This is a genomic window from Marinobacterium stanieri (genome assembly GCF_900155945.1).
Classification (GTDB): Bacteria; Pseudomonadota; Gammaproteobacteria; order Pseudomonadales; family Balneatricaceae; genus Marinobacterium; species Marinobacterium stanieri.
Genome location: NZ_FTMN01000001.1, coordinates 98,248 through 117,508 on the forward strand (window position 1 = coordinate 98,248; position 19,261 = coordinate 117,508).

The 19,261-nt window shown below is 58.2% G+C and carries 18 protein-coding genes; 4 read left to right on the forward strand and 14 right to left on the reverse strand.

Annotated elements, in window-relative coordinates:
* Positions 1-44: 44 nt before the first annotated feature.
* The 4 genes from BW956_RS00460 to BW956_RS00475 are packed head-to-tail and all read right to left on the reverse strand — an operon-like array spanning position 45 to position 3,889.
* The gene (locus BW956_RS00460) at positions 45-896 is read right to left on the reverse strand and encodes a Tim44 domain-containing protein (protein ID WP_076459997.1); all 852 of its coding nucleotides are present in this window, start codon (positions 894-896) and stop codon (positions 45-47) included.
* A complete protein-coding gene (locus BW956_RS00465) occupies positions 884-1,801 on the reverse strand; it encodes a DMT family transporter (RefSeq protein WP_076459999.1) in 918 nt (305 codons plus the stop codon). The genes BW956_RS00460 and BW956_RS00465 overlap by 13 nt, the downstream gene beginning before the upstream one ends.
* Positions 1,801-3,501, reverse strand: a complete 1,701-nt coding sequence (locus BW956_RS00470) for a potassium channel family protein (RefSeq protein WP_076460001.1) — start codon at positions 3,499-3,501, stop codon at positions 1,801-1,803. Before BW956_RS00470 ends, BW956_RS00465 begins: the two co-directional genes overlap by 1 nt.
* Before the next feature lie 4 nt (positions 3,502-3,505).
* On the reverse strand, positions 3,506-3,889 hold the full coding sequence (locus BW956_RS00475) for a DUF6394 family protein (RefSeq protein WP_010321978.1): 384 nt from the start codon (positions 3,887-3,889) through the stop codon (positions 3,506-3,508).
* A gap of 139 nt (positions 3,890-4,028) precedes the next feature.
* On the opposite strand from BW956_RS00475, the gene BW956_RS00480 reads away from it, so the two are divergent.
* A complete protein-coding gene (locus tag BW956_RS00480; RefSeq protein ID WP_076460003.1) occupies positions 4,029-6,869 on the forward strand; it encodes an insulinase family protein in 2,841 nt (946 codons plus the stop codon).
* Positions 6,870-6,878: 9 nt separating this feature from the next.
* On the opposite strand, the gene BW956_RS00485 is transcribed toward BW956_RS00480, so the two are convergent.
* Positions 6,879-7,484 (reverse strand): hypothetical protein, encoded by a 606-nt coding sequence (locus tag BW956_RS00485; RefSeq protein ID WP_139044276.1) that lies wholly within the window; start codon positions 7,482-7,484, stop codon positions 6,879-6,881.
* Positions 7,450-8,904, reverse strand: coding sequence for an exodeoxyribonuclease I (sbcB, locus tag BW956_RS00490; protein ID WP_076460005.1), 1,455 nt, complete (start codon positions 8,902-8,904; stop codon positions 7,450-7,452). The genes BW956_RS00485 and sbcB overlap by 35 nt, the downstream gene beginning before the upstream one ends.
* Before the next feature lie 86 nt (positions 8,905-8,990).
* On the opposite strand from sbcB, the gene BW956_RS00495 reads away from it, so the two are divergent.
* From BW956_RS00495 to BW956_RS00505, 3 genes are all read left to right on the forward strand, one after another.
* A complete protein-coding gene (locus BW956_RS00495) occupies positions 8,991-9,419 on the forward strand; it encodes a YchJ family protein (RefSeq protein ID WP_010321974.1) in 429 nt (142 codons plus the stop codon).
* 59 nt (positions 9,420-9,478) lie between these two features.
* A complete protein-coding gene (locus tag BW956_RS00500) occupies positions 9,479-10,603 on the forward strand; it encodes a hypothetical protein (RefSeq protein ID WP_083702876.1) in 1,125 nt (374 codons plus the stop codon).
* A 150-nt stretch (positions 10,604-10,753) separates the two neighbouring features.
* Positions 10,754-13,360 carry a DUF349 domain-containing protein gene (locus tag BW956_RS00505; RefSeq protein WP_076460007.1) on the forward strand — a complete coding sequence of 869 codons (2,607 nt, stop codon included), beginning with the start codon at positions 10,754-10,756 and terminating at the stop codon, positions 13,358-13,360.
* 53 nt (positions 13,361-13,413) lie between these two features.
* On the opposite strand, the gene BW956_RS00510 is transcribed toward BW956_RS00505, so the two are convergent.
* The 8 genes from BW956_RS00510 to BW956_RS00545 all read right to left on the reverse strand — a co-directional run bounded on the left by BW956_RS00510 (position 13,414) and on the right by BW956_RS00545 (position 19,254).
* Entirely contained in the window at positions 13,414-13,746 is a 333-nt protein-coding gene (locus BW956_RS00510; RefSeq protein ID WP_076460009.1) for a DUF7352 domain-containing protein, read from the reverse strand.
* Between the two features lie 69 nt (positions 13,747-13,815).
* Positions 13,816-14,739, reverse strand: a complete 924-nt coding sequence (locus BW956_RS00515; protein ID WP_083702877.1) for a LysR family transcriptional regulator — start codon at positions 14,737-14,739, stop codon at positions 13,816-13,818.
* Positions 14,740-14,787: 48 nt separating this feature from the next.
* Complete coding sequence (locus tag BW956_RS00520) at positions 14,788-15,354, reverse strand: HupE/UreJ family protein (RefSeq protein ID WP_076460010.1); 567 nt, start codon at positions 15,352-15,354, stop codon at positions 14,788-14,790.
* 29 nt (positions 15,355-15,383) lie between these two features.
* A complete protein-coding gene (ureG, locus tag BW956_RS00525; protein WP_010321968.1) occupies positions 15,384-16,031 on the reverse strand; it encodes an urease accessory protein UreG in 648 nt (215 codons plus the stop codon).
* 33 nt (positions 16,032-16,064) lie between these two features.
* Positions 16,065-16,739 carry an urease accessory protein UreF gene (locus tag BW956_RS00530; protein ID WP_083702878.1) on the reverse strand — a complete coding sequence of 225 codons (675 nt, stop codon included), beginning with the start codon at positions 16,737-16,739 and terminating at the stop codon, positions 16,065-16,067.
* On the reverse strand, positions 16,714-17,163 hold the full coding sequence (gene ureE, locus BW956_RS00535; RefSeq protein WP_076460014.1) for an urease accessory protein UreE: 450 nt from the start codon (positions 17,161-17,163) through the stop codon (positions 16,714-16,716). The genes BW956_RS00530 and ureE overlap by 26 nt, the downstream gene beginning before the upstream one ends.
* A gap of 40 nt (positions 17,164-17,203) precedes the next feature.
* Positions 17,204-18,910, reverse strand: coding sequence for an urease subunit alpha (gene ureC / locus BW956_RS00540; protein ID WP_076460016.1), 1,707 nt, complete (start codon positions 18,908-18,910; stop codon positions 17,204-17,206).
* The gene (locus tag BW956_RS00545) at positions 18,910-19,254 is read right to left on the reverse strand and encodes an urease subunit beta (protein ID WP_076460018.1); all 345 of its coding nucleotides are present in this window, start codon (positions 19,252-19,254) and stop codon (positions 18,910-18,912) included. Before BW956_RS00545 ends, ureC begins: the two co-directional genes overlap by 1 nt.
* Positions 19,255-19,261: the final 7 nt, after the last annotated feature.

Here is a 19,261-nt window from a genome sequence, read left to right on the forward strand (position 1 = left end):
TTTGCACTAAAAAAGGGCAGCCCAATAAGGCTGCCCTTCCTGTTTTATGCCTGCTCGATACCGACAATTTTCCAGTCGGCATTAGTCTGCTGCATGTCGCGGTTCAGGTGCCAGATTTCGCTGAACTCGCTGGTAGGCTGGCCGGACTCGGCAATCCAGCCATAGAAGTGGATGCTGGCCACTACGTGATCGCCTTCATCGATGAAGTTGACCAGCTCAGCCATGACGGATTCCACATCAGTATGCAGCTCACCCGGCAGCTTGGCGCGCTCCTGCTGCAGCGCCGTGAACATCTCGTCAGACATGTAGTCACGGATATCGCTCCAGTCCTGAGTGTCCCAGGCTTTCTGCAGATGGATAAAGTGCTGCTTGGCCCCGTCTACAAACTGCTTTTCCTGGAACCAGTCCGGCAGGTTCAGAGCAGCGGGTGCAGGGCTGGAGTTGAGGCCACCGAAGCGGGATGGGGCCGGTGCGGGCTGTGGCTGCTCACGGGCCATGGAGCCATCGGGCATGGCGTAGGCGGGCTGCTGTCTTTGCACCTTGCGCCCGGCAAAGAGCTTGAACAGGACAAAGCCGATCACGGCGATCAGCAGGATATCCATGAACTGGATGCCTTCAAATGCGCCTCCCATGAACAGGGCCGCCAGCAGACCACCGGCCAGCAGACCACCCATCAGGCCGCCAAAACCTCTGGACTTGGTCGCGGCCGCACCCGTGGTATTGGTGGTACTCTTGGCTGCTGTCTGGTCCTTGCTTGGAGCCGGTGCCACTTTCTTGGGTGTGGTGTATGACTTGCCAAAACTTGAGCCGCCGCCCAGACGCTTGGCTTCTGCCACGTCCGGCACCATCATAAGGCTCAACACCAGCGCAAAGCAGGTTGTTATCAGGGTTCGCATTTCTTCTCCTCAGGTTGTTTCGCTATCCGGCGCAATGCTTGCGCCAGAACCGCAATATAAAGACCGGTAAAGATCAGTATGATCCCGACCAGGTGGTAAAGCCCCAGGCGTTCGCCCAGAAAAACAGTTGCCAGCAGTAGCCCGAACATGGGCATCAGGTGAATAAACAACCCGGCCGTCGGTGCACCCAGTTTTTCGACCCCCAGGTTCCAGAACAGGAATGCCAGGATCGACGCAAAAACTGCCATATAGAGCACGGTGAGCAGGAAAGGTTCCCCACCGGGAATCGAAAATTCACCGCCCTGCTCCCACAGCATCAATGGCAGCAACACAACCACGCCGACCAGCACGGTAATACCGAAGAAACTGAGCCCGTCCATGGCGGCTGGGCGCCAGCGCAAGGTGATGGTGTAGAAGGACCAGCTCAGCATGGCCATGAAGATCCATAAATCGCCCTGATTGAAGGCAAAACCGGTAATGGTCTCCAGCTGACCACGACTCACCAGCACAACAACACCGGCCAGTGACAGCATGACCCCCAGCCACTGGCGCCCGGAGGCACGCTCACCAAAGAACAGTGCACCCAGCAGCAAAATCATCAGGGGGACGGCGGACTGCATCAGCATGGCATTGGTCGCCTGGGTATATTGCACGCCCATATAGACCAGGGTGTTAAAGCAGGCCACGCCCAAAAAACCCTGCAGACAGAGCATGGGCAGGTTGGCACGCACGGTATCACGCAGGCGCCAAATACGGGGCAGCCACCAGGGCAGAATCAGAACAAGGGCAACGCCCCAGCGCAGGAAGGCCAGGGTGAACGGCTGCATATCCAGATGGATGGCACGCGCCAAAACGAAGTTTCCGGCCCAGAACAGGGTCGTCATGATTAACAGCAGGTAAGGCATCAGGCTTTCTCTTGGTCGTGTCGGCGCAGCATCCGCGCCAGCAGACTGTAGGGGGGATCTTCACCGGTCAGCAGGTAATAGAGCACGTTGTAATTATTGATACTCCACTCCATATCGCGCTTGGCGCTGACCAGGCCGCAGAACAGGATTTCATCACCCTGTTGAAGCTCCTGCAGCTCGCCGGGCAACAACTTCACGTCGTCACCCCGCTTAAACAAAAGCGGGAAGCAGGCCAGCTGACGGCCGCGCTCACCCGGGTCTTTATTGAGATAGCGCAGACTGACACTGCGCTCTTCCAGCATGGTCAGGATGGCCGGCGCTTCGGTTTCGGTCACCGAGATGGACCAGCTGTCCAGCTCCCGATCACCCACCACGCTGCTCATGCGATTCACCAGCGTATGCGCCCAGACATCGTCACAGCTCTGCAACTGTTGCAGGAACAGCGGCAGCAGCGGGGTCTTCAGCTGGGCCAGAATCCGGTTAGCGATGATACGCCCCGGCTCCATGATGAAGTCACAGCGGCTGTTGCGGAACACCAGCTTGTTCTGGTGCAGGTTCTGGCGCACCACGGTGGTCAGCTTCGGGTTCAGTTCTCGTGCCGTCATAATGATGGACAGGTTGTCTGCATCGTTATCCGTGCCGGCAATAACCCCCACGGCAGTTTCCACGCCCGCTTCCCGCAGGGTATGCGCTTCAGTCCCCACGCCCACTACAGCATGGCGAACGGCGGCCAGATTGCCGGGACTGGGGTCGATCACGGTGATCTCGGTTTCCTCGACGGAGAAGGCATTTGACAGTGCCCGGCCAAAACGGCCAAAGCCGCAAATAATCCAGCGACCCGGCGCATGCTTGTAGGCGCTGGACAGGGTGCGGTGATGCGGATTCATCAGCCAGTCATAGGCCAGCAGCTTATGCGGCGAACGCGCGGCCAGTGCCATGTAATCGGCGTAGGCACGGAAAGGGTCGACAATCATGTCGGTGCCGAAGGAGGCCATATTGGCGGTGGTCACTTCGGCATTGGTACGGGTAATCACCTGTCGTTTGGGCGCAAGCAGCTTGCTGGCAATGGCAATCGACAGGTTTACGTTGTCATTGTTGGTCAGCGCCAGCACGCCAATACAATGGGGGTGCTGCAGACCGGCATGGTCCAGCACATCCGGCAAGGAGGCATCACCACAGAACGAGGGTACCGGAATCTCAAGGTTATCCAGCTCCAGGGCGTCGATGCGGTCCTGATCGATATCCACCACCACGGCGCGCACGCCACGGCTAATCAAACGACGCACCACGATACTGCCGGTGACACCATAGCCACAGACAAGGAAGAAAGGTTCTCTCAGATTGCGGACATGGTTGCGAAAGCCACGCAGGCGCATCAGACGTCCAAACATGGGCTCCTGCAGCACCGCAAGCGTCTGTCCTATGCCGTAAAGCCAGCTGATAACGGTGGCATAGATGGAGAGCGTCACCCACATGCGCTGGGCATCGGTGAATTCATAGGGGACTTCACCAAAACCGATGGTCGTCCCCATAAAGGAGACGAAATAAAAGGCATGGAAGAAATCCATGTACCAGATATTGCCATCGGCATCGCGCCCCGGAATCAGCGTCATGCCAAATACAGAGATGGCATAGACCGTAATCAGGGTGATAAGCGGCGCGCGCAGGCGCCGCATGAACAGGAACACCAGGTTATTCATGGTGTTAACGCCGTATCAGAGCGGTTTCTACCACCAGAAGAATCACGGAGATCAGGTTGGCCACCAGCGCACCGGCAGCAAAGGACACCACACTGGCCATCATTTTGGCGGTCATGCCGGTGGCAGCCACCTGCTCGCCATAGCCCCAGAACACGGCCGCCAGAATCAGCTGCAAGTCTGCCACCAGACTGGTAGCAAGCATCAAAGCACCCAGGTGAGTACGATCCCCGAACTTCAGCACGGTACAGATCAAACTGACCACAAGGGCTGCAAACAGCTCGAATACATCGTGATGTTCAGCGTTGTCGATCTCGCCCAGCACGAACCCGAAGTTCAGTGTCAGTGCCAGCACGATGAAAAACGCAAAGATCACCTTTTCCCGGTTCATTGTCCCCTTCCCTATCCTGTAGACTTGGAACGATTGTATAGACTGTCCGACCAGTTCGCACCCACCGCAAGTGGGGAACTCAAGCCTTATCCATCTGTCTTTTGTAGTTCCGTGACAGTGCCTGCCCAAGTGAGGAAAGATGTTCCAGCTACAACGTGCCCTTTTCATGACCAGCCTGCTGCTTCTGGCCCTGCTGTCGCTGCCGGCCCGAGCAGAAATTATCACCAGCCCTCTGGATACCCGCGAGTTCAAGCCCGTTACGCTGGACAATGGCCTGCGCGCGGTCGTGGTATCGGACCCGCGCAGCGATAAGGCCGCGGTGTCGCTCAATGTGGATGTGGGGTCAAACGCCAACCCGGAAGACCGCCCCGGCCTGGCTCATTTCCTTGAGCACATGCTGTTCCTGGGTACCGAAAAATACCCGGAAGCCGACAGCTATCAGCAGTTCATCAGTTCCCACGGCGGCAGCCACAACGCCTTTACCGCCTACGAGAACACCAACTATTTCTTTGATGTGGATGCCCAGGCACTGCCCGAAGCGCTGGATCGATTCTCCCAGTTCTTCATCGCGCCCCTCTTTACCCCGGCCTATGTGGACCGTGAACGCCATGCCGTGCATTCGGAATATCAGGCCAAACTGCGCGATGACGGACGCCGCCTGCACGAAGTCGCCAAGCAGGTGATGAACCCTGAGCATCACTACAGCCGTTTTATGGTCGGCAGCCTGGACACCCTGTCCAACGGTGACGACAGCCAGATCCGTGACGAGCTGATCAACTTTTACGAACGCTACTACTCTGCCAACCTGATGACGCTGGCCGTAGTCGGCCCGCAGCCGGTGGACCAACTGGAAGCACTGGTGCGTGAACGCTTCAGCAGCGTGGAAAACCGCGATGCCGAGCCATACGTGGACACCGCTGTGCTCTACCCCGACGATCAGCTGCCGGCTCAGCTCAACATCCAGACCCTGCGCGAGACCCGCAGCCTGAGCCTGAGCTTCCCGGTAGACGCGACCCGTGACCATTGGCAGCAGAAGCCGCTGTACTACATCGCCAGCCTGATCGGCTATGAAGGCGAAGGCAGCCTGCTCGCGTTCCTGAAAGACAAGGGGCTGGCCCGTGCACTGGGTGCCTACCCGACGCTGGACCTGCCGGGTCAGGCCATGTTCCGTATCGATATCGAGCTGACCGAAGCCGGCTGGCAGGAGATCGATGCCATCACCGCCTGGACCTTCGGTTTTATCAAAAACCTGCGTGAACAGGGTGTCGACCCGGAGCTCTACGAAGAAGAGCGCAAGCTGGCCGAAATCCAGTTCCGTTTTGCCCAGCCCGGCCAGGCGACTCATATGGCCATGCGCCTGTCCCAGGCACTGAACCGCTATGAAGAGGCTTATCTGCTGAAAGCGGATTACCATCTGGGCGAGTTTGATGCCGGTTTGATCCAGCACTACCTGGACCAACTGACTCCGGACAACCTGCTGCTGACGCTGGCAGGCCAGGATGTGGCTACTGACCAGATCGAGCCCCGTTACGAAACGCCTTACAACGTCGCGGCCATTGCGCCCGAACGTCTCTATTTCTGGCAGTACCCGCCGCTGGAAAGCGCTCTGCATATTCGCAGCAGCAACCCCTTTATCCCCGAGCAGCTTGAACTGGTTGATGCCGAGCCTCAGGACAAGCCCATCGCGGCCTGGTCCAAGCCGGGGGCGGTGCTCTGGTACCTGTCCGACACCGAATTCAAGCGCCCCAAGGCCGACTTCTACTTTACCCTGTTGTCGCCCACGGCTAACCAGTCAGCCCGTCAGTCCCTGCTGGCCGAGCTGTACACACGCATGGTGAACGACCAGCTCAACGCCACCCTGTACGATGCCGGACTGGCAAGCCTGTCGGTGGACCTCTACACCCACCTGCGCGGCATCAGCCTGAAACTTTCCGGCTTCAGTGACAAGCAGCCGGCGCTGCTGAACACGGTCCTCGAAAGCCTGAATAATCCGGCTCTGGACGAGGCTCGTTTCCAGCGCATCAAGACACAGCTGCGCGAGCAAATTGAAAACAGCTTCCAGGAGAGACCGTCCAACCGTGCCTTTGCCCATCTGTATCAGCACCTGCTGGGTGTCTGGTCACCGGAGCAAAAACTGGCCGCACTGGAAAGCCTGACACTGGATGACCTGGCCAATACCTATCAGGAGTTCCTGCAGCCGGCTGAGTTGCGCCTCTTTGCGCACGGTAATCTGGAGCGGGAAACGGCTATCAACATGGCGACTCAAGTGCGCGAAACTCTGCAGCCCACCACGCTGGGTTGGCAAGCCGAGCAGCCTCATGTACTGCGCCTGCCTGCCGATGAGCCCATGATCGATAGCTTCGCGACCGATCACAGCGATGCTTCTGCACTGCTGTACCTGCAGGGCTCAAGCGATAGCCTGCGCACCCGCGCTGCAGTCGCCCTGCTGAGCGAAATTGCCTCCACGCCGTTTTACTCGCAGCTGCGTACCGAAAAACAGTTCGGCTATATCGTTTTTGCCCAGTTCCTGCCGGTACGTGAGCGTCCGGGCATGGTGATGGTGGTGCAATCCCCCAACACTGACCCGTTCACCCTGGCCGGAGAGTACAGCCGCTTCCTGGAGGACTTCCGCGCCCAGATAGCCACTATGGACGAAGAGACGCTGAACCGTTTCAAACAGAGCCTGCTGGCCCGTATCAACGAGCGTGACACCAGCCTCAGTGATCGCACAGGCCGATTCTGGCGGGAACTGGATCGGGGTAATTTCGACTTCGATACGCGCGAACGCCTGAGCCAGCATACACTCGCATTCGATGCCGAGGATCTGGTGCAGCAGCTCGACCTGCTGCTGTCGCGTCAGCTGTTGATTCGCAACTTCGGCAACACGGTTGAAGCCGAGGTTAAACAGCAGGCGCTGAGTGATGACGACAGTCGTCTTGAGCTGTTGAAACAGGACCAGCTGGGCATTCCGACCAGCTGATCCTGACAGTCACTGATCGGTGGCTGGGGCGGGTTCTTCCACAAAGACACGTCCCGGCCGCTGCGGATTGTCGCCCGACGGAGCAGAAGGTTGGGTATCTTGGGTATTGGCCGGCCCCTCTGTAAGCACTTCCAAACCGCTATCAGCACCACCCTGCTGCCAGGTGTCATCGCTCTCCTGCTCATCACCAAAATAGACACCGGGAATTTTCTTTACTTCCTCGCTGCAGATATTGCGCAGAATGCACTTGGCGATTTCCACATCGATACGGATCTGCTCAAAGATCTTGTGCTCACCGAACAACTCGGGCTCAGCGTCCGGACGGACCACCACTTCGTACACCGGTGGTGGATCTGAATAGGCGACCACCTGAACCGGTGGTAATGAGGAGTTGTTATCGCGAGGGACTACTTCCCGCATGGGCTCGAAGTCGATATCCCCTCGCTCCATACCTTCATAAGCGGTACGGCCGTGCTTGAGCCCGGATGAGAACTGGTCTACGGCTGTGACATCGTAGGGGTTAAGCTCCTGCGCCGCAGCCGGCAGTGCCAGCAGACAGCACAGGCTCAAGGCAGCGGGATTAGAAATACTCGCCCGGATAGATCGACTCGGCATAAAGTGCCAGTTCCTCCAGAATGTGACGGTCCCGATCCGACAAATCAGGCTTCTGCGCCATCTCGTTCAGCTCCTGCGACAACTGCGGGAAGCTATAGCACCCCGCCTCTCCCTGTAACAGCTTACGGCTGCGATATTCCTCCCAGCGCTGAATCTCATCTTCACTCAGCGTATGCGGGAAGTTACGCGCCTTGTATCTGAGTAACATTTCTTCCAGACGCGGGTCCTGAAATGCCAGCTCCAGCTCGAACAGCCCTTCAGGTTCAGTGTTGCGCACCTGCTCAATCAGGGCACGGTCATGATCCGAGAAAAAGCCGCCGCTGTAGAGCATATGATCAGGGTCGCCATCGGATTCAAAACCCTTATCACTGAAGATATCGGCCACTTTGGCCGCCAGTCCAGTCTCATTTCGCAATAACTGCAAATGCTGGCGGCAGATATCACCGTCTATCTTCAGTCGGTCCGCTTCAACCTTGGTCAACATGCCCGCCGGCGCAATGATGGGGCACTTATTGGCGAGCACCTGTTTCAGCGGGATACGCGGCGCATCGGCTGGCAGTTGATCGTGGCGGGTAAAGATCAGCTCACGCAGCTGTTCGACACTGAGTTCAAACAACGGCGTCGGGTCTTCACGCAGGTCCCAGACCAGGGTGCTGTTGCGATTGGTCGGATGGCTGGCAACCGGCGTGACAATAGCCGCATTGCCCCACTCGGCCGGGTATTTTGATGACACGTGCAGTACTGGCTTCATTCGGGCCACATCCAGCTGCGCCTGCACGGCACGCTTGCCTCGGTTATTCACCACGTAATCAAACAACTTGGGCTGACGCTCTTTTACCAGCCGTGCCATGGCGATGGTGGCATAGACATCGGACAAGGCATCGTGGGCATTGCCGTGGTCAACGCCGTTAGCCTGGGTCAGGTCTTCCAGTCGCATGCTGGGCGTGCCGTCTTCATATTCAGGCCAGGTAATACCCTCAGGACGCAACGCACGGGTAAGGCGCATCATATCGATGATGTCCCAACGCGAGCAGCCGTTCTGCCACTCACGGGCATAGGGATCGTAAAAGTTACGGTACAGGGTGTAACGGGTGACCTCATCATCAAAACGGATGCTGTTATAGCCCACGCCACAGGTTCCGGGTGCGGCCAGCTCTGCATGAATGCGGGCAATGAACTCGGCCTCGCAGACACCTTCAGTCATCGCGGTCTGCGGCGTAATGCCCGTCACCAGGCAGGCCTGGGGGTGTGGCAGCACATCCTCGGAGGGACGGCAGTAGAGCATCAGGGGCTCACCGATGATGTTCAGCTCGGCATCGGTGCGCACACCGGCAAACTGCAGGGGACGATCGCGTGCCGGGTCCGTTCCGGTGGTCTCATAATCGTGCCAGAAATAGGTGAGATTGCGCTCGTCTGCCATGTACTCGTGTCTCGACTTTTCAGTTGGGGAGTGCTTAGATCAGGTCAAACTGCCAGACTACCATTTCAGCCCTGAGGGATCATCCAATGCTGACCGATAACAAGGACCTGGAAACCCGTTGCCCCTGCGGTTCAGGTAAACCCTTTGCCTTCTGCTGCGAACCTGCACTGAGCGGTCGCAAGCCTGCCAAAACGGCTGAAGCCCTGATGCGCTCCCGCTATACCGCCTTTGCACTGGGTGCCATTGACTACCTGATCAGCACCACCGCCAGCCGCAAACGCTCACCTCAGGATGCGGAGTTGCTGTCAGAGCAGACCCAGGTAACCACCTGGACGGGGCTGGAGATTATCGACACCGTGAAAGGTCAGGCTGATGACACAACCGGCATCGTCGAATTCAAGGCCGCCTTCGACAGCCCGGAAGGAAGCGCTGTATTGCATGAGCGTTCCAACTTCGAGCGGGAAAATGGACGCTGGGTGTATACCGACGGCGAAGTGGAACTGATCGAAGCATGATTTTTGTCTAATCCTTAATCAAAACCGGCCGATAAGCACTCCTTAACAGGGAGTGCGTCATGCAGATTCAACACCACAATCTCAGTGCAAAATCAGAGCATCACTACAGCCGTGAAGAACAGCAGGTTGAACGCTTGCGTGTGGCTGAAGTGAGCCGGGACGCAGCCGGTAACCGGCGTGTAGACACCCTGGTTGAGATTGAAGGGCGCACACTTGAACAAAGCGACACCTATAGTCGCTGGCAATCACGCCTCGGCTCCGACACATCCGGACCCGCTTCAACCGCCCAAGCCAATCATGACCCGGATATGAAACAGCTGGATAGCTCTTCACTGCAACCCCGTGACCGCCTGAAACTGGAACTCATCAGTCGCCTGCACAAGATGATCACCGGCCAGGAACTCAGGATAAAACTGTTCGACCCTTCGGTACTGGAAGCAAAACAAGCGGCGAGTGACCTGCCTCAAGCCATGACAGGTACACCCTCTGCGCCGGACTTCAGACCTCAGCAGCCCGCAATCGGTATGGAGTTTGAACGCGTCTCTCGTATCAGTGAAGAAGAAAGCAGCCTGTATCAAGTACAGGGAGAGGTCCGCACCAAAGACGGTAAAACCATCAATATCGACCTGTCACTGCAAATGGCACGCTCTGTCACCCAGCAGGAAAGCAGCACCCTGCGCCTGGGTGCCCGCTTATCCGACCCTCTGGTGATTAATTTTGATGGCAAAGCGGCCGAACTGAGCCAGACCCGATTCAGTTTCGACCTTGATCTGGATGGGCAGAAGGATGAGATCCCCACATTAGCGGGTAACCGTGCCTTCCTGGCGCTGGACCGTAATAATGATGGCGAAATCAATGATGGCCGCGAACTCTTTGGCGCTCGAACCGGCGATGGCTTTGCCGAACTGGCCCGTTACGATGACGATGGCAACGGGTTTATCGATGAAGGCGATGAAATATTCTCACGCTTGCGCCTTTGGTCCCCCGGGGCCGAGGGTGAAAGCAGCCTCGTAAGCCTGGCCAGCAAGGGCGTAGGCGCTATCTGGCTGGATTCCGCTGATACAGAATTCTCCCTCACGCCCAATCTGACAGAAAATCGTCTGGGTGTGATCCGTTCCACCAGTTTTTTCCTATCTGAATCAGGGGGATCGGGTACAGTCCAACATGTTGATCTGAGTATTTGAAACGCCCGCCAGACGGCTTTCTTTAGCTTTTTCGACCTGATTCAGCCGCTGTCAAGACTTCCCCTTGCAACGGCCGGACCGTTAGAATAGCGGCCCGCCCGTTCGTCTAGTGTAAATGGACTCGGGACTCTCCTGTGGTAGTGGTGACTGATGTTTGCAAACCTGTTTAAACCCAAGTGGCGTCATTCTGACCCGGACGTACGTGCAAGTGCTGTTGCGAAACTGAGCCCGGACCAACCGGATCAGCTGTCCATCTTGCGCGAACTTGCTTTGTCCGACAGCAGCCCAAGGGTTCGCATCAGTGCCGTTCAGCGCCTCAGTGATACCGATTCGCTGCTGCAGGTCCTCAGTTCTTCGTCCGACCCGGAGGTGCGTGAGCAGGCCGGGCAGCGTGTCGGAGAATGCCTGGACGAGAGTGCCAATGAAGACTCCATCTGCCAGCTGCTCAAGCAGGTGCACGACGACTCCGCCCGCACGCAAATCATCCTGAACGCCAACAGCCTCAAGCCCGATAATCTCAATCAGATTGATGATGAAGGCCTGCTGATGCAGCTGGCACTGCATGCACGCGTAGCGGATACCCGTAAGGCCGCCGTGACCCGACTGCAGGACACCGACCTGCTGGAAGAGGTGCAGCGCGCTAGCCGTGGCCGCGACAAAACCGTTCACCGCATCTGCCGGGACAAGCTCAACAGCCTGCGTGAACAGGCACGGCTTGAAGCCGAAAACGAGCAACGCCGTCAGCAGTTGATCCATCAGCTGCATCAGCTGCTGCTGACTGACGATACCCAGTTCCTGCAGGCCCGTGCACAGGCCGCTTATCAGGAGTGGCAGGCGCTTAGTCAGCGCGATGATGAACTCCAGGCCCGTTTCCGCGAGCTGAGCCAGCAGCTGGATGAACGCCTGCAACGCCAGGCCGCATCCGAGGCCGCTGAGGCCGAGGCCCGCGCCCGTCGTGAGCAACAGCTGGAAACGGCCCAGGGTCTGGTCAGCAGATTGGAAAGCCAATCTCTATCAGCCGATGACACCCGACAGCTGCTCGATGAAGTCGATAGCGCCTGGCAAGCACTGGACGCAGAACTGCTGCCCACTGAACTCAAGCAACAAAAAGACATTCTTGCTCAGCAGCTGAGCGCCAGCCTGGAAGCCAGCGAGCGCCTTCAGGCGCACGCCGATGAACTCGATACCCTGCTGAATGAATCCCCGAACAACCCCAAATCCCTGCTCGATAAAGCCCAGGCGCTGCAAGCCAAAATCAACTGGCCAGCCGACCTGCCGCTGCCCGAAACGCTGCAGCAGCTGAAAAGCCGTATTGCCGCGCTGCGTCAGGCCTTGTCCCAGATTAAACAGGACGTGCGCCAGCAGGGCGACGAGATCAATGCGCAGCTGGACCAGCTGGAACAGCTGATTGAGCAAGGCAACGTGGTCGATGCCGACAAGCTCAACAACAAATTGCGCGACAGCCTGGGCACTCTGTCCTCCGCCCTGCCGGATAGCATCGAAAACCGCCAGCGCCAACTGAATGCCCGTCTGGCAGAACTGCGCGACTGGCAGGGGTTTGCTGCGGCTGGCAAGAAAGAAGCCCTGTGCGAGCAGATGGAAGCCCTGGTTGGTGCCGAGATGGACCCGCAAGCTCTGGCAGACCGTATCCGCGGCCTGCAGCAGGAGTGGAAACAGGTCGACGGCACAGACCCAGTGCATTCACAGAAGCTGTGGAAGCGCTTTCATGAAGCCGGCGAGAAGGCTTACGAGCCGTGTCAGGCCTGGTTTGGCGCCCAGCGCAAAAAACGTGAATACAACCTGGAACAGCGCCGCCAGATCTGTGACCAGCTGTCGCTCTATATCGAACAGATGGACTGGGATCAGGCCGATTGGCATGCCGTTGAAGCGGTCAGCCGCACGGCTCGCGATGAGTGGCGCCAGTTCTCGCCGGTCGACCGTGCTCCCGGCAAGCCGCTGCAGCAGACATTCAATACCCTGCTGCGCGACCTGGATAACCGCATCAAGAACTTCCGTCAGCAGTGTGGCGAAACCAAGGAAGCCCTGATTGCCCGCGCAGCCGAACTGGCTGAACAGGACGATGTACAGGCTGCCGCTGAAGGTGCCAAGCAGCTTCAGCGCGAATGGAAAGCCAGCGGCCCCACCTTCCGCAGTCGCGAGCGCGCCCTGTGGCAGGCTTTCCGTGGCCACTGCGATACCATCTTCAACCGTCTCAAGAGCGAGCGTCAGGCATCAGCCAAGGCCGAGCAGGCCGCCAAGGCACAACGCACCCAGCAACCGCTGGATAACCACGCCGTTGAAGCCCTGCAGCAGCTGGACAAGCTGGCCAGCCAGACGGAAGAAGAGCTGGCCACCGATGGCACCAGCGACACCCTGGCCAGCCTGCTGACACAGGCGATTACCGGCAATTCACCGGGTAGTCACTGGCGTGAGCGTATGGGACAGCGTCTGGAAGCAATTCGCCTGATCAGTGCCGGTTCACGCAGCATTGAAGAGCAGTTGATGCTGACCGACCGCCAGGCACGCGAGTTGTGCATCCGACTGGAAATCCTGCTGGGCCTGCCATCGCCGGAAAGCGATGAAGCCCTGCGCATGGAATACCAGATGGAGCGACTGAGCCAGGCACTTGAGCAGCATGACAGCGAACCGACGCCCGCTGCCCTGCAGGCACTGGAGCTGGAGTGGTTCACCCTGCCCTATTACTGGCATTTCACTGAATTGCGCCAGCGCTTCGAAGCCCTGCTGGAGCAGGCGTAAAAAAAACCGGATGGCTAACACCATCCGGTTTTTTTATGTCTTCTGGCAACTGATCAAGCCGCCTGGTGATGCACCAGCTTGGGCTCGGGGCCGGACTGGACCTGTCGCTCGGTCTCTACCCGGAACAGGTGGTAAGCCTCGGGACCAAAGGGGTCCAGCGCTGTATCCAGGTATTCGTAGCTCATGGCCACCGGCTTGCCGGTCATCGCTACCCTGAAGGCGGCTTCACAGGTAGGAACATCTGCACGCAATGGCTCTTCCACCCACATGAAAAGTCCTTTCTCGGCGACCAGATACTCAAATCGCACTACACGATAGCCTTCTTTCAACTGCAGGGTATTGGTACTGTCAGATACTTCAAGACGGTATTTGTGAATCGCGTTCATGGCCGGACTCCTCGTCTCGTTTGATTACGATTCAATAATGGACACTGAAACCCAAAGAAAAAAGCAGATTTATTCGTCTCTTTTATCAGGTTTTATCGATGCATCCTCCACCCGTCGCTCACAAATGGCCTGCACACCCGGGTGCCGGGAGTGCACATTACGAGTCACGGCATAGAGCCTGTCTTCAACCGATTCCACCAGGCCGATACTCTCCACCTGATACTGACGGCACACCTCATCGGCAATCACATCCGGTGCAGCGAAAAACCCCATTCCGTGGTGGCCCAGCACCTTGATCAGTGCACTGTCATCCACCTGCGCGCGAATGGATACACGTACACCCTGATCGGCAAACCATTGCATCAGCTCATTTACATAGGGCGCATCCACCGCGTTGGCGAGGAAGGGCTGTTCATTGAGACTGTGCGGAAAACCCTTTTTCAGTTGCTGGGCCAGTTCCGCTGTTGCGAACAGTCGCATGGGTGAGCTACCCAGCTCATGCAGATGAAAGCGGGCATCCGGTTCAAGCACCGGAGGACGATCGGTCAGAACCAGATCCAGGTCACGCCGTTTGAGATCGTTGAGAAGATTGGGAGTACGGCCGGTTTCACAGCGCAGGTTGACGTCACGGTCCAGCACCAGCGCCGGTTCGATCAGACGCCAGGCGATCAACTTGTGGATGGAGGCGGAGATACCCACGGCAAGGCGCAGCGGGCGTTCATCAGAAGGGGTCTGCAACAGTTGCTGCAGAGCTTCGGCAGCCTCGAAAATATCATCGGCATGGGCCTGAACACTCAGCCCCAGATCAGTAAGTTTCAACCCTCTGCCTTCACGGCGAAAGAGCAAACCACCCACTTCGCTTTCCAGAGCCGCCACCTGGCTGCTCAGGGTCTGGGGTGTCAGATCCAGCACCTGGCTCGCCCGAGCCATACTGCCTTCACGGGCCACCACCCAGAAGTGGTAGAGGTGGCGAAAATTGAGTTTGTTCAGCATCCGGCACTCCTCCCTTGCGGATGCTGAACAGCATACCTCAGCTGACTATCAGGCAGCGACCATTGCCACACCGGTCAGGGCAATTGCACCACCGGTCACACGGCTGAACAGATTGGCTTTGGCTTCAGTACCCAGCTTGCCAAACACAACACCCGCCAGATGCAGGCCCAGCGTTGCCAGTACGAAACCAGCCGCATAGCTGAAACCACTGGCGCTCAGCGGCATCTCGGCCCCATGTGCCAGGCCGTGGAACAGAGCAAAACCGCCTGCAACCGCCATGCAGGTCGGGGTGGCAAAGCGTGCTGCCAGCGCCAGCAACAGGCCCAGGGCAACGACTGACAGGCCAATCCCCTGTTCGGTAAAACCAATGGATACGCCAGACAGCGCCAGCGCATTACCCAGCACCATGGTAGCGACAAATGCCAGCGGTACCAGCCAGAGGGCACGCCCGCCCAGACGTGCCGCCCAAAGACCCACCGCCAGCATGGCCAACAGGTGATCAGCACCACCCACCGGATGGGCCAGACCGCTGATAAAACCGGATACTTCGTGACCGCTGTGGGCCATGGCGGCGCCCGGCAACAGAGCCGCAGCTGCAATCAGTGATTTTTTCATGATGTTCTCCTTGATAGACAAATACGTAGTCAGACCACAGCACGCGCAGGCGGCAGCTGTTTGGTTTCGAGCATCCCTTCACTGATGATGAAACCGATAATGTCGTCCAGCCCCTGGGCCGCTTTCAGGTTGGCAAAGATGAAGGGACGCTCACCACGCATCTTGCGGGCATCACGGTCCATCACCTCCAGCGAGGCACCAACCAGCGGCGCCAGGTCGGTCTTGTTGATGATCAGCAGATCGGATTTGGTAATACCGGGCCCGCCCTTGCGCGGAATCTTGTCTCCGGCAGACACGTCGATCACATAGATGGTCAGGTCAGACAGCTCAGGGCTGAACGTGGCGCTGAGGTTGTCGCCACCACTCTCAACAAAGACCACATCCAGCTCGCCATGACGCTCAACCAGCTGATCAATCGCAGCCAGGTTCATGGACGCATCTTCACGAATAGCGGTATGCGGGCAACCGCCGGTTTCAACGCCGAGAATGCGATCCGCACTCAGCGCCTCATGTTCGGTGAGGAATTTGGCATCTTCCTGGGTATAGATATCATTGGTGACAACGGCGATATCGTAGTAGTCACGCATGGCGGCACAGAGTGAGCGCAGCAGCGCCGTCTTGCCGGAACCAACGGGGCCACCGACCCCTACCCTCAGTGTCTGCTTGGGTTTACTCATTTTCATTTCCTCGTTTAACCGGACTGTCACGCCTCAAGAGCGGAACAATCGTGAATACTGTGTTTCGTGAAGGCTGCTGGCGATTGCCAAAGCAGGCAGGCCAACACCGATAAACTCTTCATCTACGCCCTTGGCGATCTCGATCGCCTGGGGCAGCAGGGGCTGCAAATCATTGAGCAGCTGCTGCGCCTGCGTCTGACCCAAGGGGACCAGTTTGGTGGCTGCAGCGACCTGGTTTTCCAGCCAGGACCAGCCCAGGCCCAGGGCCGCTGCGTCTGCATCGATCTGCCAGTGCCGCGCCGCAAAGGCGAACAGCACGATAAAGCTGACCTCCTGCTTTAACGCCTCGGGGACCTCTATGCCGAGATTTTTCAGCACCCGGCGCAGTGCCTCACCCATGGCGCTGTCGGTCAGGCGCAGCTCCCGTGTTTCACGACAGGCCAGTGACAGGTCGTTCAGTTCCTGCCAGCGCTGCTCGCTGTCTGCCTGCATGGCCAGTCGCAGCAGCGGCAAGTCGGTATGGGCCTGGGCATGCAGCAGCTGTAGCTCCAGCCACTCCTCCACCTGATCGGCCTTGCGCACCCAACCGCTGTCGATGGCATACTCCAGCCCCTGTGAAAAGGCATAACCACCCACCGGCAGGCTAACGCTGCTCAGCTGCAACAGTCGCAGCAGCGCCAGGTCAGTGGTCGTGATGGTGGTGGCCATGGGCATAGGCTCCGGATTCCGGCATGAATACGGCTTCGCACTGACGCGTCTCCAGCCCCAGCAACTGCAGCATCTCTTCCAGTACATGGTCAGGCTTGATGCGCAGCCAGCGATCGCCCACTTCAATGCGCACATGGCGGTTGCCCAGGTGGTAGCAGGCGCGCGCGAAGGTACGCCAGTCGTCACAGCCCGCTTCCAGCACCTCTTCCTGGGCACCTTCTACCTGAAGATGGCGACCGCAGACCGATTTGAGATACTCTCCCACCAGCAACGGCTTGCCACGCTCAAGAAAAACGCGCACTTCTTCACCGGTATCGCTGGTCAGCTTGAGCCGACCGCGATCACGCTGATCATGGGTCAGGGTCACCTTGGCAACCACTGGCTCATGACAATGGGTCCCCAGACGTTCATGCACTTCAAACATCCTGCTTACTCCTTAAAACCGTGCTGCTTGCTCAGCACTCTTAAAACAACGTGTATCGCTGACCCAAAGGCAGCACATCAGCCGGTTCACAGGTGAGCAGCTCACCATCAGCCCGCACTTCATAAGTCTGAGGATCGACCTGAATATCCGGCTGCCAGTCGTTCAAAATCATGTCCGACTTGCTGATATTGCGGGTGTTACCGCAGGCCACCAGTTGGCGCTGCAGCCCCAGCTGTTCACGCAGACCCGACTCCAGCGCCTTCTGGCTGACAAAGGTGAGCGATGTCTCGGCAGCGGCACGGCCAAGAGCCCCGAACATGTGGCGGTAGTGCACCGGCTGGGGTGTGGGAATAGACGCGTTGGGATCGCCCATGGGAGCTGCCGCGATCATGCCTCCCTTGATAATAGTGGCCGGCTTAACACCGAAAAATGCCGGTTTCCACAACACCAAGTCAGCCAGCTTGCCCGGTTCAATGGAGCCCACTTCATGGGCGACACCGTGAGTAATAGCCGGGTTGATGGTGTATTTGGCGATGTAGCGACGGGCACGGAAGTTATCAGCACCGCGTTCTTCATCTTCCGGCAACAGACCAAACTGCACTTTCATCTTGTGCGCCGTCTGCCAGGTACGTGTCACCACCTCGCCCACACGGCCCATGGCCTGGGAGTCGGACGAGATCATGCTGAATGCACCGCGGTCATGGAAAATGTCCTCGGCGGCAATGGTTTCCTTGCGGATACGCGAGTCGGCAAAGGCCACATCTTCAGGGATATTGCTGTCCAGGTGGTGACACACCATCAGCATATCCAGGTGCTCATCCACGGTGTTCACCGTGTAGGGGCGCGTGGGGTTGGTGGACGACGGCAACACATTGGAGTAACCGGCGGCACGGATGATATCCGGCGCGTGGCCACCACCGGCCCCTTCGGTGTGATAGGTGTGGATGACACGGTTCTTGAATGCACCCAGGGTGTCGTCGACAAAGCCGGACTCGTTAAGGGTGTCGGTATGGATCGCCACCTGCACATCGTACTCTTCGGCCACGCTGAGGCAGCAGTCGATGGATGCAGGCGTGGTGCCCCAGTCCTCATGCAGTTTCAAACCGCAGGCACCGGCATCCAGCTGCTCGCGCAGCGCCTCAGGGCGGCTGGCGTTACCCTTGCCCAGAAAACCAAGGTTCATCGGCAACTGATCGGTGGATTGCAGCATCTTGCCCAGATACCAGGGCCCCGGCGTACAGGTGGTCGCCTTGGTGCCGGTAGCAGGGCCGGTGCCGCCGCCAATCATGGTGGTAACACCGGACATCAGCGCCTCTTCCACCTGCTGCGGGCAGATGAAATGGATATGGGCATCGATGCCGCCGGCGGTCAGAATGGCGCCCTCACCGGCAATGATCTCGGTACCCGGCCCGATCACGATGTCCACGCCATCCTGGGTATCCGGGTTGCCGGCTTTGCCGATGGTATGGATACGACCATCCTTGACACCGACATCCGCTTTAACGATGCCCCAGTGGTCCAGGATCAGCGCATTGGTGATCACCAGATCCATGGCGACTTCGTTGGTCTCCTGGCTTTGGCCCATGCCATCACGCACGACCTTGCCACCACCGAACTTCACCTCGTCACCGTAGGTGGTGTAATCCTTTTCGACTTCGATCCAAAGCTCGGTATCGCCCAGACGAACACGGTCCCCGACGGTGGGGCCAAACATCTGTGCGTAGCTGCTGCGGTCCATTTTGGCCATCAGTTCTGCCCTCCATCTTTACTTACAGCATCTGCCTGATCCAGCGGACCCATGACATCGCCACGGAAGCCATAGATGGTTCGACTGCCGGCATATTCGACCAGCTCGACTTCACGTCCTTGCCCCGGCTCGAAGCGGACAGCCGTGCCGGATGCGATATTGAGTCGGAAACCTCGGGCAGCATCGCGGTCGAACACCAGGGCCGGGTTCACTTCATAAAAGTGATAGTGGGAGCCCACCTGTACCGGTCTGTCACCGTGATTTTCCACCCGTACACGCGTGGTCTTGCGGCCGACGTTGAGTTCGATCTCGCCGGCAGCACTCTGAATTTCTCCAGGAATCATGGTGTTC